This is a genomic window from Caballeronia humi (assembly GCF_001544475.1).
In the GTDB taxonomy this organism is placed as follows: Bacteria; Pseudomonadota; Gammaproteobacteria; order Burkholderiales; family Burkholderiaceae; genus Caballeronia; species Caballeronia humi.
The window spans coordinates 256,033-270,042 of record NZ_FCNW02000001.1 but is presented as its reverse complement, the minus strand read 5'-3'; the positions used below and the strand labels follow the sequence as shown (position 1 = coordinate 270,042).

The window sequence follows — 14,010 nt, the reverse complement described above, 5'->3', positions numbered from 1 at the left end:
CTCCTTAGTGCGCCTGGCGCTGCAAGATGTTCGAGAACTCTTCGATGAACGTCTCGAAGCGGATCGCCAGGCGGTCGATATCGTGGGCGTAGCGGTTGTAAGCGACCACCGCCGGAATCGCGGCGAACAGGCCGATCGCGGTCGCGACGAGCGCTTCCGCGATCCCCGGTGCCACGTTCGCGAGCGTGGCCTGCTGCACGTTCGCGAGACCGCGGAACGAATTCATGATCCCCCAGACCGTGCCGAAGAGACCGATATACGGACTCACCGACCCCACCGACGCGAGAAACGCGAGATTTGCCTCGAGCACGTCCATCTCACGCTGGAAGGCGGCGCGCATCGCGCGGCGGGAGCCGTCGAGGATCGCGCCCGGATCGGTGATGCGGCGTTCCTTGCCCTTCAGGAATTCGCGCATGCCCGATTCGAAGATGCGCTCCAGCGCGCCGATCGTATGACGGTTGTTGGCGGCGCTCTGATACAGCGCCTGAAGGTCGCCGCCCGACCAGAAATCGCGCTCGAAGCGCTCGGTCTGCGCTCGGGCGCGCCGGATGGCGAACCACTTGCGGAAGATGAAAGTCCACGATAGCAGCGACAGTATCAGCAGCAGCGCCATCACGGCCTGCGCAAGCAGGCTCGCGTGGATTACGAGAGAAACGATCGACAGGTCTTGTGTGTTGTTCATAAAGGTCCGCTGTTACGTCCCGGAAGGGGCGTCCGGTCAGAAGTGTGTCAGGCTTTCGTGACGCTGTTGAAAGTCCAGGCTTCCGCCGGCTCATGCTCGATGTTGCTTGCCCTGCACCGCAGGCTTGGTGTTGTTCAGGTCACGACGAGTTCATTGTTTCTGACTGCGCTCATAGAGCTGCGGTGGCATTTTCATGCGCGACTCACGGCCGGTCCGCGCTTCAATCCCTCGAGCACCGCTTTCGGAATGCCTGTGGGCCGGAAGGACGCATGATCGACTGATGCCACACGGATGTCGCCGGCAGCGAGCAGAACGCCGTCGCGCCACGCTTCCTGGTGAAAATCCACCGACGCCCGGCCGAGCCGCTCGATCCGGCTCGCGACGCGCACGACGTCGTCGAGCCGCGCGGGCGCCGAATAATCGACCGCCGTGCGCTTCACCACGAACACGACGCCATCCGACTCGATCAGCTTTTGCTGGTCGATGCCGCACGCGCGCAGCCATTCGGTGCGCGCTCGCTCGAAGAACTTCAGGTAGTTCGCGTAGAAGACGATGCCGCCGGCGTCGGTGTCCTCGTAGTACACGCGAATTGGCCAGTCGAAAATCTGCGGGCCGTTCGCGCGTTCAGTCGCCTGCTCAGTCGCTCGCTGAGGCCCGCTGCTAGACATATTCATCCGCGCATTTTACCGGAAGCCACGCAAGTGACGCCAAATCAGGCAGTCAGCCGCGATGAATTTGCAACGGTGCGAACGTCTGCGCGATCGGCATCAGCTCGATTGCGTTGATGTTGACGTGCGCGGGGCGCGTCGCAACCCAGTAGATCGAATCGGCGATGTCTTCGGCCGTGAGCGGCTGCAGGTCCTTGTAGACGCCGGCCGCTTTCTCGTCGTCGCCCTTGAAGCGCACGTTCGAGAATTCGGTGCCTCCGCACAGGCCCGGCTCGATGTCGGTGACGCGCAGCGCCGTGCCCGCCAGGTCCGAGCGCAGGTTCAGGCTGAACTGGCGCACGAACGCCTTGCTCGCGCCGTACACGTTCCCGCCCGCGTACGGATACGTGCCCGCGACCGAGCCGATATTGAAAACGTGGCCGCGATTGCGCTCGACCATGCCCGGCAGCACGGCGTGCGTGACCGCGACGAGGCCCGTGCAGTTCGTGTCGATCATCTTCTTCCAGTCGTCGAGATTCGCGCGCTGCGCGGGCTCGAGTCCGAGCGCGAGGCCCGCATTGTTGACGAGGACGTCGATCTGCGAGAACGCTTCGGGCAGCGAGGCGAGCGCGCTGGCGATGGCGGCGTCGTCGCGAACATCGAGTTCGATCGGCAGGAGCGCATCGCCGAGTTCCTTCGAGAGCGCAAGCAAGCGATCCTTGCGCCGCGCAGTCGCGACCACGCGATGGCCGCCTTTCACGAAAGTGCGGGCGATGGCGGCGCCGAAGCCGGCCGACGCGCCAGTGACGAATACGATCATGAGCGGATTCCGGTTTTGAGGGAGGGAAACGACGTCGGCGCGGCGCACGGGCGCCCTCGGCGACGGCGCAAAGCGTACTTCGATTGGTGCGGCGCGGCAAGTCGAAGGCAAAGCATGGGCGCAGGTTTCATCGGGAACGAACGATCGTGCTACAAAGGAATGATCGCTGCCGCCTGAGCCATACGGGCCGGGGCCTTGCGCGCGGTTGCCTATTCCAGGACAGCCCATTACACTACAACGCTCAAACTCCGCGTGACTGGCGATAGAATCTTCGGATTCAAGGTGGAACGACCCACCGGGAAGCGCGGAGTGTCGTTTTGCCGTTCGCCTGGGCAGCTGAGATCCGCGCGCCGTCGCTGCGCTGCCGGTGGCTGTCCTGTCTGCGTCATCTGCGTGAATGGAGTCTTCCTCCCGCCGCGCCAGGACACTTCCAGCATCTTGCGCCATGTGCCGCAGCCCTGCCCGCGCACGCGCGATCCGGTCAACCTGACTAGACCTTACGGAAAACGTATGTTTGACAAAGCCAGAAGCACCATTGCCAGCGTCGATCCTGAAATCTTCAAGGCGATCGAACAGGAAAACCGCCGCCAGGAAGATCACATCGAACTGATCGCGTCGGAAAACTACACGAGCCCGGCCGTCATGGCCGCGCAAGGCTCGCAACTCACAAACAAGTACGCGGAAGGCTACCCCGGCAAGCGCTATTACGGCGGCTGCGAATACGTCGACATCGTCGAGCAGCTCGCGATCGACCGCGTGAAGGAACTCTTCGGCGCCGAAGCCGCGAACGTGCAGCCGAATTCCGGCTCGCAGGCGAATCAGGGCGTGTTCTTCGCGATGCTCAAGCCCGGCGACACCATCATGGGCATGAGCCTCGCCGAAGGCGGCCACCTGACGCACGGCTCGCCCGTGAACATGTCGGGCAAGTGGTTCAAGGTCGTGAGCTATGGCCTGAACGCGGCCGAAGACATCGACTACGGCAAGACCGAAGAACTCGCCAAGGAACACAAGCCGAAGCTGATCGTGGCGGGCGCGTCGGCGTTCTCGCTGAAGATCGATTTCGCGCGTCTCGCGGAAATCGCGAAGAGCGTCGGCGCGTATTTCATGGTCGACATGGCGCACTACGCGGGCCTCATCGCGGCGGGCGTCTACCCGAATCCCGTGCCGCACGCGGACTTCGTCACGACCACGACGCACAAGAGCCTGCGCGGCCCGCGCGGCGGCGTGATCCTGATGAAAGCCGAGTTCGAGAAGCAGATCAACTCCGCGATTTTCCCGGGCATCCAGGGTGGGCCGCTCATGCACGTGATCGCCGCGAAGGCCGTCGCGTTCAAGGAAGCGCTGTCGCCGGAGTTCAAGGAATACCAGCAGCGCGTCGTCGAGAACGCGCGCGTGCTGGCCGAAACGCTCGTCAAGCGCGGTCTGCGCATCGTGTCGGGCCGCACGGAAAGCCACGTGATGCTCGTCGACCTGCGCGCGAAGAAGATCACCGGCAAGGCGGCGGAAGCCGCGCTCGGCGCCGCGCACATCACGGTCAACAAGAACGCGATCCCGAACGATCCGGAAAAGCCGTTCGTGACGAGTGGCGTGCGCCTCGGCTCGCCTGCCATGACGACGCGCGGCTTCGGCGTGAAGGAAGCGGAGATCGTCGGCAATTTGATCGCCGATGTCCTCGACAACCCGGAAGACCAGGCGAACCTCGAACAAGTTCGCGCGAAGGTCGCGGAGCTGACGAAGCAGTTCCCGGTTTACGGCTAAGCCGCGATGCGCTGCCCCTTCTGCCGTCACGACGACACGCAAGTGGTCGATTCGCGCGTGTCCGAAGACGGCGCGGCGATTCGCCGGCGGCGGCGCTGTCCGTCCTGCGACAAGCGTTTCACGACGTACGAGCGGGTCGAGCTGGCGTTGCCGTCGGTGGTGAAGAAGGACGGCAGCCGGACCGAATTCGACCGCGGCAAGATTGTCGCGAGCATGCAACTGGCGCTGAGAAAGCGCCCGGTTGCTGCAGACGCGATCGACGCCGCGGTCGCCCGGATCGAATATCAGTTGCTCGGCAGCGGCGAACGCGAAGTTCGCAGCGACCGTCTGGGCGAACTCGTGATGAACGAGTTGCGCCAGCTCGACACGATCGCCTACGTGCGTTTCGCGTCCGTCTACAAGCGTTTCGAAGACGTCTCCGAATTCGAAGACGTGCTCGATGAATTCCGGCGCGCCGCGCCAAAGAAATCGACTTCCCGCAAGCGCTGAGCGTTTCAGCATTTCATTTTCTCCGTGCGTTAAGAGCGTCGACGAGCAGTCTGTCGAGGTTCTTGCACGTCCGGTAGTCGGCCGTTCGGCCGATGGCGGCGGCCAGATTTTCTCTCTAGATTGAGCGCTGTTTTCACTCGATCGATGAGGGATGCAGATGACGCCTCGCCGCAAATCACCCGGTTTTACGCTCGTTGAACTGTCCGTCGTGCTTGCCGTCATGGCGATCATCGCGACGTTCGCGACGCCTTCTTTCGTCGCGTGGCATCTGCGCGACCAGGTCGATGCCCGCGCCCGCGCGCTGGTTTCGACGCTTTCTCTCGCGCGCTCCGAAGCGGTCAAGCGCGGCGCGCGCGTGACGCTTTGCCGTATCGACGCGGCGCGCCGCTGTCTCACGCCGGGCAAGACCTGCGACGGCGGCGCGGCGGACTGGTCGTGCGGCTGGGCGCTTTTTGTCGAACGCGACGGAGCGCCGACGCTGCTGCGTGCGCAGGCCGCGTCGCCATCGATTGCGATCGCGGGCGCGACGACCGATCTGTCGTTCACGCCGCCTTCGGGGCAGGTGATCGGCGGCTTTCGCAGCTTCGACTTCAGCGCGCGCAAAGGCAAGCTGGCGACGACAAACGCGAACCGCTGCATCCGGCTCGCAGCCGGCGGACGTGCGCGCATGACGCCCGGCGCGTGCGGAGCGGTGGCATGAGCGGCGTGCCCGGAAAGCAGCGGGGCGATTCGCTGATCGAAGTGATGATCGCGCTGTCGCTGACCGCCATTACCGCGCTCGGGCTGATCGCCGTGCAGACGTGGCTTGCGCGCAGCGAGCGCAATGTGCTCGCGGGTGAGCGTGCCGCGTTGATCGCCGATTCCGTAGCCGAGGCCATCCAGCGTGATGCGGATCGCGGGGCGGTGCTCGCGCAGTGGCGTGCGCGGGCGGCGTCGATGCTGCCGCAGGGCGATGTCGCCGTGCTCGATCAGGCGGATGGTGTGCGCGTCGCCGTGGTCAGCTGGCATGCCGACGGTACTTGCGCCGAGCCGCAGATAAAAAAAGCATGTGTCGTGTTGAGTTTCGCGCGATGACCAGACTCCAACTCAAAACGCGCGGCCACACGCTGCTCGAACTCACGATATCGATGGCGCTCGGGCTCCTCGTCGTGGTCGCGGCGCTTTCGCTGTATCGCGGACAGCGCGCGTCGCACGAGCGCGCCGCCGATGCCGCGCGCATGCACGACGCCGCGACCGCCGCGCTGGATCTCATCGGCCAGCAGTTGCAGATGGCCGCGTTCGCGCCGCTCGGCGCCGATGCCGGAGCGGCGCTCTTCGGCTGCTCGCAGGGCCGCGCATACGGAACTGACGACGCGCCCGCCTGCGAATCGCTCGCAAGCCGTTCGGATGGCGTCTCGATCCGCTACGCCGCCGACGGCATTTCGACGTGGCCGACCTTGTCCAGCGCGCCGACCGATTGTCTTGGACAAGCTGCGGCTGCGACTGTCACCAACCGCTTCTACGCGAAGGCGAGCACTTCGACCGGCGAACCGGAGCTGTATTGCGAAGGCGCGGGCAAGCAGGCGCAACCGGTCGTCGAAGGGATCGAGCGGCTGCGCATCGGCTGGTGGCTGAAGGACGCGTCGAGTTCCGTCGATGCCGCCGCCGTCCCGCGCGAGCGCTGGTCCAGCGTAATCGCGGCCGACGTCTGCGTAGTGGTGCGCGGAGATGTTCCCGGTGCGGCAAAACGAAATTACGTCGATTGCGACGGCTCGATCGTGTTCGCCCCGGACGCCCGCACGCGCCAGGTTTTCTGGCGGCGCGTCGCGATAAGAAACGGGGGACAAGCATGAGGCGGCGTGCAGGTTCACGCGGCACGGTCCTGCCGATCGTGCTGCTCCTCTCATCGATGATGCTGGTCACGGCCGGCGCGTGGCTCGAATCGTCGATCGTCGCGACGCGCGCTGCCGCGAGCCTGCGCGATCGCATCCAGGCGTTTCACGGCGCGGACAGCGCGCTCGCGAGATGCAGCCGGATCGTCATCGATTCGCCGGAGTTGGCACAGAACGGGCCGGCTGGTGAGCCGGTTCGATGGCGGCTGAAGGCATCGTTTGAGGGCGCGAGCGCCTTGGCGATTGCGCCGTTCGCAACGTGGCCTCACGCCGCTCGAACGCCGCAATGCCTGATCGAAGCGTGGTCACGGCCGGGCAAAGGCCCTTCTTATTTGCTGACCGCGCGAGGTTTCGGATCGACTAAAGATTCCGAGGCGTGGCTGCAGTTGCAAATTGAAATCGCGGAGAGCGGCGTCACGCGCCGGTGGCGGCGCGTCGTCGCAAAGCCCTTTTAAGGACATTCGAAAATGGCTCAGGCACAGCGAGGCTTTACGCTGCTCGAATTGATGATCGCGCTCGGCGTGGCCGCGATCATCGCTACGTTCGCGATTCCGGCGTACCGGACGCATGTCGCGAAAGCGCATCGCGTGGAGGCGGCGACGGCGCTGTATCGCGCGGCGCAGTTCGTCGAAACGGCTCGGGTCGTGCAGACGGCGGCCAGCACCGAAGCGCCGTCTTTACCGGCGGGGTTCGATCAGGCGCCGGCGAACGGTGAGGCAGTGTATCGGTTGAAGCTGTTGGCGGAATCGTCGACCAACGGCGGCTATGCGATCGAAGGGGCGCCGCTCGCGCCCGGTCCGATGCAGGACGACGCATGCGGCGTCTTCGTCATCGACGCAACCGGCGCGCGCTCGAATCGCACGTCGGCACAACTCACGCCGCAACAGGCGATCAATTGCTGGAGCAGCCGATGAAAAGCTCAGAACACAGTGGGATCGACGGCATCGGTCGAGGTTTCGGTGGACGTGGTCTTCATCTGCTGCCAGACGCGAAAGCCTTCCCAGACGACGAGCCCGAGGCCACCCCACTTGAGCGCGGGCTTGGCGCCGCGCAGGATTTTAGTCCGGACAGGCTTGGTGAGAATCAGCGAAGCGACCGATCCGATGATCGGATATTGCCGCAACAACGTGGTGAAGCTGCCGAGATTGCCGCCCGAGAGAAGCCCGGTCAGCAGCGAAAAAATACCACCGCCGCTGCTTGCCGCGCGGCCTTTGCCGAAGCCGCCGGTCCTGCGCCCGGGAAGAAGCATCTTCAGAAAACTGAAATGTGTGACCGAATAGCGCAGGTCGGTCGTGGCTTGGGCGATCTCCATGCGCTCGACGTCCGCGCGCGCGATCAGCAATTCCTTGCGCAGGGCGCGCATGTGCGGCGTGCTCAGTTTGTGAGCCTGGGCGCGCTTTTGTGCCTTGAAGGTGTCGTCGGATTGGCTCATGTCGGTGCGGGCTCGTTGAATGTCGGCGGTGTCGTGAATGACGGCTTCAGCGGAACGTATCCCGATCCTTGCGGAATTCGGAAAGGGTCTCGTCAAACATGTTCGGAGCGTCGCGCAGGCCGTTGCGTGCCTTTAATCCGCAGAACGCGGCAACGAGTACGTAGGCAAGCGTGATGCCCGCGAGCGACTGCCAACGATAGGTGTCCCAGAAGAAGATGGCGATCAGGACCGTCAGGGTGATCAGGGCCATCATGGTGAGCATCATTGCCGCGAGACCCAGGAACAGCACGCCGATCAGGCGCTCCTTTTCCTCCTGCAACTCGATGCCGAGCAGCTCGAGGCGCGTCTCGAAGATGGCGAATGTGGAACTCAGAATGCGGCGCAAAGGTCCGGGGGACGATTGCTGCGATGGCCTTTCAGTCGTCATGGCGTGGGCGCGAGGCGCGTTGGGTGGCGCTGAGTGGGGCCGGCCGGTCCAGAAGCGGACCGGCCGGCGCGGATGAAAGGGCCGCTGCGTGCCAAAGGCACTGGGCGGCCGCTATCGTTGGCAAGAACCTGAGCAATCGACAGGCCATGCCCGCTGCATCAGCTTCAGCGGCGATTGATCAGCAAGCCGATCACGACGCCCACGCCCGCCGCGATGCCGATCGACGCCCACGGATGCTCGTGCACGTAGTCGTCGGTAGCACGTGCGGCCTTCTTGCCTCGTTCGACGACCACGACCTGCGCGTCCGCTGCCTTTTCCTTGGCTTGCTTCAACTTCGTCAGAGCGGTCTCGCGCAGTTCGGACGCACGCTCGCCGGTCGCGCTGGCAGCCTGCTTCAGCAGGTCTTCTGCATCGGAGAGAACGGTTTTGATATCCGACATGAATCGCTCCTTATTGATTTCTGACATTGATGACTCCAATCGGGGTGAGGCTACGGGAATCGTAACCAAAGATGCGGTCGCTGACGAGCACCCTCCGGGTTCATTAAAACCACGGTACGCAGGTTTTGTTCCTGGCGCTTCGAGGCCTGGCGCACCGCCGTGTCAAACGCATGTCCATGAATGGAGACGATCTGGCCCGCAAAAGTTTCCGCGAGCGTCTTAAAATTACAAACCTTAAGGCGGTGTTTAATAAAAAAGGCCAACGCAAAGATTCACGTTGGCCTTTACGGAAGCGCGCGCTGATCGTCAAAAGAACGCTTGAATACCCGTCTGCGCGCGCCCGAGGATCAGCGCGTGGATATCGTGCGTGCCTTCGTACGTGTTCACGACTTCCAGATTCACGAGATGGCGCGCGACGCCGAATTCATCGGAGATACCGTTGCCGCCGAGCATGTCGCGCGCGAGGCGGGCAATGTCGAGCGCCTTGCCGCACGAATTGCGCTTCATGATCGACGTGATTTCGACGGCGGCCGTGCCTTCGTCCTTCATGCGGCCAAGGCGCAGCACGCCTTGCAGGCCGAGTGTAATTTCGGTCTGCATGTCGGCGAGTTTCTTTTGAATCAACTGGTTGGCGGCGAGCGGCCGGCCGAATTGCTTGCGGTCGAGCGTGTATTGACGCGCCGTGTGCCAGCATGCCTCGGCCGCGCCGAGCGCACCCCACGCGATGCCGTAGCGCGCCGAATTCAGGCACGTGAACGGGCCTTTGAGGCCGCGCACTTCCGGAAACAGGTTTTCCTCGGGCACGAAGACTTCGTCCATCACGATTTCGCCGGTGATCGACGCGCGCAAACCGACCTTGCCGTGAATCGCCGGCGCCGACAGGCCCTTCCAGCCTTTTTCGAGAACGAAGCCGCGGATCTCGTCGCGGCCGTCTTCCTCGAGCTTCGCCCAGACGACGAATACATCGGCGATCGGCGAGTTCGAGATCCACATCTTCGATCCCGACAGCGAGTAGCCGCCGTTCACCTTTTTCGCGCGCGTCGTCATGCTGGCCGGGTCGGAGCCGGCGTTCGGTTCGGTGAGGCCGAAGCAGCCGATCCATTCGCCCGTCGCGAGCTTCGGCAGATATTTTTCCTTTTGCGCGTCGGTGCCGAACGCGTTGATCGGCACCATCACTAGCGACGACTGCACCGACATCATCGACCGGTACCCCGAATCCACGCGTTCCACTTCGCGCGCGATCAGGCCGTAACTCACGTAGTTCAGGCCGGGGCCGCCGTATTGCTCGGGGATGGTCGGGCCGAGCAGGCCGAGTTCGCCCATTTCGCGAAAAATCGCCGGATCGGTTTTCTCTTCGCGGAACGCCGCCGTCACGCGCGGCTGGAGCTTGTCCTGCGCGTAGGCGCGCGCGGCGTCGCGGATCATGCGTTCTTCGTCGCTCAACTGATGATCGAGCAACAAGGGGTCTTCCCAGTTGAAGCGGGCGGCGTCGGCCATGTGCGTTCTCCTTGACTCTGGTTCCGCTATGCGGAACAATGTTTTGCAAATCACGATGGAGTGTAGCATTTGATGTTAAAGGCTTCCAACCGCAATCTGCCGCCGCACGATGCGATCGACGAGCGCAAGTTCGTCGTCGCGTTGGCGCGTGGGCTGGATATGCTGCGGGCGTTCCGGCCGGGCGAGGTCCTGCTCGGCAACCGCGACTTCGCCGAGCGCACCGGCCTGCCGAAGGCGACGGTCAACCGGCTCGCCTATACCCTCACGACGCTCGGCTATCTTCGTTTCGATGAAGCCGCCGGCAAATACGCGCTCGATACGGGCGTGCTGTCGCTAGGATTCGCACTGCTCGCGGGCGCCGATACATTGGAACTCGCGCGGCCGCATATGCGCGAGCTGGCGCGCGAGATCGGGGCGGCGGTGTCGCTCGGATGCCGCGACGGAATGGACATGATCTATCTCGAAACGATCCGCAGCGAGACGGCGCTGACGCTCGGCCTCGCGCCCGGTTCGCGTCTGTCGATGCTGACGAGTTCGATGGGCCGCGCGTATCTCGCGGTGCAGGAGCCGGCGACGCGTGCGGCGTTGCTGGAGGAACTAAGCGACGCGGCCGGTGCCGATGGGCCGGCGCTGGTGAAGACGGCGGAGCAAGCCGTCGAGGATTTCGCCCGCGACGGCTGCTGCTATTCGTTTCGCGACTGGCACGACGACGTCAACGCGATCGCCGCACCGTTTCGAGATGTCCGCAACGGACGATGGCTCGTGCTCAGCAGCAGCGGGCCGGCGTCGTCGATGGGGGAGGGTTATTTTCGTGAGGTTATCGGGCCGAAGTTGCGGGCGTTGGCGGGGCGGCTGGCGTAAGGCGAACGCACGAACTCATGCATCGCAGTTGCCCGCGTAACCATTTGCGTGACCTGGGCCGACGCATGGATCGGCACGAGTTCGACCTCGGGATGCTTGTTCGCGTACACCCGAGAGATCTCGTCCGCGAACGCCTGCGACGTCGTCGGTAGTTGAACGTCGCCCGTTACAACACCGTCCTCACGTGCCACAACTCCGGAAACAGCACGACATCCAGCATCTTCCGCAGATACGGCGCGCCGTTCGTCCCGCCTGTGCCTTGCTTGAAGCCGATGATCCGTTCAACCGTCGTTACATGCCGGAAGCGCCATTGCCGAAACGCATCCTCCAGATCGACCAGCTCCTCCGCCATCTCATAAAGCTCCCAATGCTGCGAAGGCTCCTGATAAACCTTCAGCCAGGCCGCTTCAACCGAAGCGTCATGCGTCGTCGGCTGGGTGAAATCGCGGTTCAGGCGCTCCGGCGCGATCGGAAAGCCGCGTCGCGCCAATAAGCGAATCACTTCGTCATAAAACGAAGGCGCTTCCAGAGTCGCCTGCACCTCGGCCAGCACCGCCGCCCGATGCGCATAAGGCTTCAGCATCTGCTCGTTCTTGTTCCCGAGCAAAAACTCGATCTGCCGATACTGATGCGATTGAAACCCCGACGATGCCCCCAGATACGGCCGCATCGCCGTGTATTCGGAGGGCGTCATCGTCGAGAGGACGCTCCACGCCTGCACGAGCTGCTCGAAAATCCGCGACACGCGCGCGAGCATCTTGAACGCCGGCGGCAACTCGTCGCGCTGAACCGCGGTGAGCGCCGCGCGCAATTCGTACAGCGCGAGCTTCATCCAGAGCTCGCTCGTCTGATGTTGCACGATGAACAGCATCTCGTTGTGATCGGGCGAGAGCGGATGCTGCGCCGACAAAATCGAATCGAGCGACAGGTAATCGCCGTAACTCATCGCGTCGGAGAAATCGAGCTTGGCGTCGTGCCAGCCTTCCTCTTTCGACGCAGGCTGCACGGAAGCGCCATACCCCATCGGGCAGCCAGAAGAAATTTGTGTCATTTTTCGATACCTCTCAGGTCACGGCGCCGCGTTCGGCGAATTCGGGCGCGCGCCACGCCTCGGTTTCGAGCACGTCGCGCAGGACTTCGACCGCGTCCCAGACATCGACGTATCGCGTGTAGAGCGGCGTGAAGCCGAACCGCAGCACGCGCGGCTCGCGATAGTCGCCGATCACGCCGCGCGCGATCAGCGCCTGCATGACCTCATAGCCGTCCGGATGCTCGAAACTCGCCTGCGAGCCGCGCTGGCCGTGCTCGCGCGGCGTGACGAGCGTGAGCGGAAACTTGCCACAGCGTTCTTCCACGAGCTTGATGAACAGATCGCTCAGAGCGAGCGACTTGCGCCGCAGCGTCGCCATGTCGGTTTGCAGGAAGACGTCGAGCCCGCATTCGACGAGCGCCATCGAAATCACCGGCTGCGTGCCGCACAGGAATCGTCCGATGCCGTCGTCCGGACGGTACGACGGGCTCATCTCGAAAGGCTTCTTGTGGCCCCACCAGCCCGAAAGCGGCTGCGAAAACGCGTTCTGATGGCGCTTCGGCACCCAGACGAACGCGGGCGAACCCGGCCCGCCGTTCAGATATTTGTACGTGCATCCGACCGCGTAATCTGCTCCGACGCCGTTCAGGTCGACCGGCACCGCGCCCGCCGAGTGCGCCAGGTCCCACACGGCGAGCGCACCCGCGCGGTGGATCAGTTGCGTGACGGCCGCCATGTCGTGCATGTAGCCGGTGCGGTAGTTGACGTGCGTGATCATCGCGAGCGCGGTGTTTTCGTCGATCGCGGTGGCGAGTTCGGCGGGATCGTCGACGAGGCGCAACTCGTAGCCGCGGTCCAGTTGCTCGATCAAACCTTGCGCGATGTAGAGGTCGGTCGGGAAATTCGAGCGCTCGGAGACGATTACGCGGCGTTTCGGGTCGCGTTCGTTGGCGAGCCGCAACGCCGCCGACAGCAGCTTGAAGAGGTTGCTCGAAATCGTATCGGTGACCACGACTTCGTCCGCGCCCGCACCGATCAGCGGCGCGAGCTTGTTGCCGAGGCGCTTGGGCAGCGCGAACCAGCCGGCCGTGTTCCAGCTTCGGATCAGGCCGTCGCCCCATTCGTCGGCGATCACGGCGGCGGCGCGCGCGGCGGCGGCTTTCGGCGGCACACCGAGCGAGTTGCCGTCGAGGTAGATTACGTCGCGGCCGAGCGCGAACTGGTCGCGCAGGGCGCGAAGCGGGTCGTCGCGGTCGAGCGCCGCTGCATCGTCACGATGGTTCATCTTGATATCCGGTTGATTGCACTATAGAAAATCAGGAAAGCGGACGCAGGACCGCGCGCACGGGGCTCGCGTCGAGCGTGGCGAATTTCAGCGGCAGCGCGATCAGTTCGTATTCGCCTGGGGCGATCGCATCGAGCACGAGGCCTTCGAGAATCGCCATCCGATGCGCGCGGATGCGGCGGTGCGCGGCCATGGTCTTCGATTCCTGCGGATCGAGCGACGGCGTATCGATGCCGATTAGCCGCACGCCGCTTGCCGCCAGCAAATCGACGGTTTCCGGCGCGACGGCGCAAAAATCCGGGTCCCAGGCGTCGAGCGGCGCCTGCGCATAGGTGCGCAGGAGCACGCGCGGCGGGGCGTCGGCGAGAAAATCGGCGATTTGCTCGGGCGTCACGACCGGCTTCGTGCCGATGCAGTGAATCACGCGGCATCGGCCGATATAGGTGTCGAGCGCGACTTCGCCGATCGGCGCGCCGTCGGCGTCGTAGTGCAGCGGGGCGTCGGCGTGCGCGCCGGTGTGCGGCGAGAGCGTCAGCCGCGCGACGTTCACGGGCGAACCCGCTTCCATGCGCCACACGCGCTCGATGTCGACCGGCGTGTCGCCGGGCCAGACCGGCGTTTCGGGGCGAATCGGAGGGGAAATGTCCCAGAGAGGTGTCATCGGCGGGGCTTGGCGGAAAGTGTGGGTATGCGTCAAATCATAGTCGCCATGCCCTGAAAAGTGCTTGCGAAATAACCACCCAAAACCGCCCGTCTTAGAACATAATTCGA

18 protein-coding genes and 1 riboswitch are annotated in these 14,010 nt (G+C 64.0%); of the genes, 8 read left to right on the top strand and 10 right to left on the bottom strand.

From position 1 onward, the window contains the following. Positions 1-4: 4 nt before the first annotated feature. The 3 genes from tolQ to ydfG all read right to left on the bottom strand — a co-directional run bounded on the left by tolQ (position 5) and on the right by ydfG (position 2,149). On the bottom strand, positions 5-682 hold the full coding sequence (tolQ, locus tag AWB65_RS01320) for a protein TolQ (RefSeq protein ID WP_062632685.1): 678 nt from the start codon (positions 680-682) through the stop codon (positions 5-7). A gap of 191 nt (positions 683-873) precedes the next feature. Next, positions 874-1,350 (bottom strand): tol-pal system-associated acyl-CoA thioesterase, encoded by a 477-nt coding sequence (gene ybgC, locus AWB65_RS01315; protein ID WP_087665684.1) that lies wholly within the window; start codon positions 1,348-1,350, stop codon positions 874-876. Between the two features lie 52 nt (positions 1,351-1,402). Beyond that, positions 1,403-2,149: a bifunctional NADP-dependent 3-hydroxy acid dehydrogenase/3-hydroxypropionate dehydrogenase YdfG gene (ydfG, locus tag AWB65_RS01310; RefSeq protein ID WP_087665411.1), complete on the bottom strand. Its 747-nt coding sequence runs from the start codon at positions 2,147-2,149 to the stop codon at positions 1,403-1,405. A gap of 242 nt (positions 2,150-2,391) precedes the next feature. Next, positions 2,392-2,490, top strand: a riboswitch (ZMP/ZTP riboswitch). 169 nt (positions 2,491-2,659) lie between these two features. On the opposite strand from ydfG, the gene glyA reads away from it, so the two are divergent. The 7 genes from glyA (at position 2,660) to AWB65_RS01275 (ending at position 7,181) form a co-directional block, all read left to right on the top strand. Then, positions 2,660-3,907: a serine hydroxymethyltransferase gene (gene glyA, locus AWB65_RS01305; RefSeq protein ID WP_087665410.1), complete on the top strand. Its 1,248-nt coding sequence runs from the start codon at positions 2,660-2,662 to the stop codon at positions 3,905-3,907. A 6-nt stretch (positions 3,908-3,913) separates the two neighbouring features. Further along, positions 3,914-4,396, top strand: coding sequence for a transcriptional regulator NrdR (gene nrdR, locus AWB65_RS01300; RefSeq protein WP_087665409.1), 483 nt, complete (start codon positions 3,914-3,916; stop codon positions 4,394-4,396). 151 nt (positions 4,397-4,547) lie between these two features. Beyond that, entirely contained in the window at positions 4,548-5,096 is a 549-nt protein-coding gene (locus AWB65_RS01295; RefSeq protein WP_087665408.1) for a GspH/FimT family pseudopilin, read from the top strand. Next, positions 5,093-5,470: a type IV pilus modification PilV family protein gene (locus AWB65_RS01290; RefSeq protein ID WP_235007467.1), complete on the top strand. Its 378-nt coding sequence runs from the start codon at positions 5,093-5,095 to the stop codon at positions 5,468-5,470. The genes AWB65_RS01295 and AWB65_RS01290 overlap by 4 nt, the downstream gene beginning before the upstream one ends. Further along, a complete protein-coding gene (locus AWB65_RS01285) occupies positions 5,467-6,228 on the top strand; it encodes a PilW family protein (protein ID WP_087665407.1) in 762 nt (253 codons plus the stop codon). Before AWB65_RS01290 ends, AWB65_RS01285 begins: the two co-directional genes overlap by 4 nt. Next, positions 6,225-6,722 (top strand): pilus assembly PilX family protein, encoded by a 498-nt coding sequence (locus AWB65_RS01280; RefSeq protein ID WP_087665406.1) that lies wholly within the window; start codon positions 6,225-6,227, stop codon positions 6,720-6,722. The genes AWB65_RS01285 and AWB65_RS01280 overlap by 4 nt, the downstream gene beginning before the upstream one ends. Before the next feature lie 12 nt (positions 6,723-6,734). Then, positions 6,735-7,181 carry a type IV pilin protein gene (locus AWB65_RS01275; protein WP_087665405.1) on the top strand — a complete coding sequence of 149 codons (447 nt, stop codon included), beginning with the start codon at positions 6,735-6,737 and terminating at the stop codon, positions 7,179-7,181. A gap of 5 nt (positions 7,182-7,186) precedes the next feature. Here AWB65_RS01275 and AWB65_RS01270 read toward each other — a convergent pair whose 3' ends face one another. From AWB65_RS01270 to AWB65_RS01255, 4 genes are all read right to left on the bottom strand, one after another. After that, positions 7,187-7,699 (bottom strand): DUF3318 domain-containing protein, encoded by a 513-nt coding sequence (locus tag AWB65_RS01270; protein WP_087665404.1) that lies wholly within the window; start codon positions 7,697-7,699, stop codon positions 7,187-7,189. Between the two features lie 46 nt (positions 7,700-7,745). Further along, positions 7,746-8,126: a phage holin family protein gene (locus AWB65_RS01265; protein ID WP_087665403.1), complete on the bottom strand. Its 381-nt coding sequence runs from the start codon at positions 8,124-8,126 to the stop codon at positions 7,746-7,748. A 164-nt stretch (positions 8,127-8,290) separates the two neighbouring features. Beyond that, positions 8,291-8,593: an ElaB/YgaM/YqjD family protein gene (locus AWB65_RS01260; RefSeq protein ID WP_087658139.1), complete on the bottom strand. Its 303-nt coding sequence runs from the start codon at positions 8,591-8,593 to the stop codon at positions 8,291-8,293. Positions 8,594-8,872: 279 nt separating this feature from the next. Continuing rightward, entirely contained in the window at positions 8,873-10,063 is a 1,191-nt protein-coding gene (locus AWB65_RS01255) for an acyl-CoA dehydrogenase (protein ID WP_087665402.1), read from the bottom strand. Between the two features lie 72 nt (positions 10,064-10,135). Between AWB65_RS01255 and AWB65_RS01250 the strand changes: the two genes are divergently transcribed. Continuing rightward, complete coding sequence (locus AWB65_RS01250) at positions 10,136-10,924, top strand: IclR family transcriptional regulator (protein WP_087665401.1); 789 nt, start codon at positions 10,136-10,138, stop codon at positions 10,922-10,924. Positions 10,925-11,090: 166 nt separating this feature from the next. Here AWB65_RS01250 and kynA read toward each other — a convergent pair whose 3' ends face one another. Genes kynA through kynB form a run of 3 tightly spaced genes read right to left on the bottom strand, consistent with a single transcriptional unit; the run spans position 11,091 to position 13,900 of the window. Continuing rightward, positions 11,091-11,975, bottom strand: a complete 885-nt coding sequence (gene kynA / locus AWB65_RS01245) for a tryptophan 2,3-dioxygenase (RefSeq protein ID WP_087665400.1) — start codon at positions 11,973-11,975, stop codon at positions 11,091-11,093. A 13-nt stretch (positions 11,976-11,988) separates the two neighbouring features. Then, entirely contained in the window at positions 11,989-13,239 is a 1,251-nt protein-coding gene (kynU, locus tag AWB65_RS01240; RefSeq protein ID WP_087665399.1) for a kynureninase, read from the bottom strand. 31 nt (positions 13,240-13,270) lie between these two features. Further along, a complete protein-coding gene (kynB, locus tag AWB65_RS01235; RefSeq protein WP_087665398.1) occupies positions 13,271-13,900 on the bottom strand; it encodes an arylformamidase in 630 nt (209 codons plus the stop codon). Positions 13,901-14,010 lie beyond the last annotated feature (110 nt).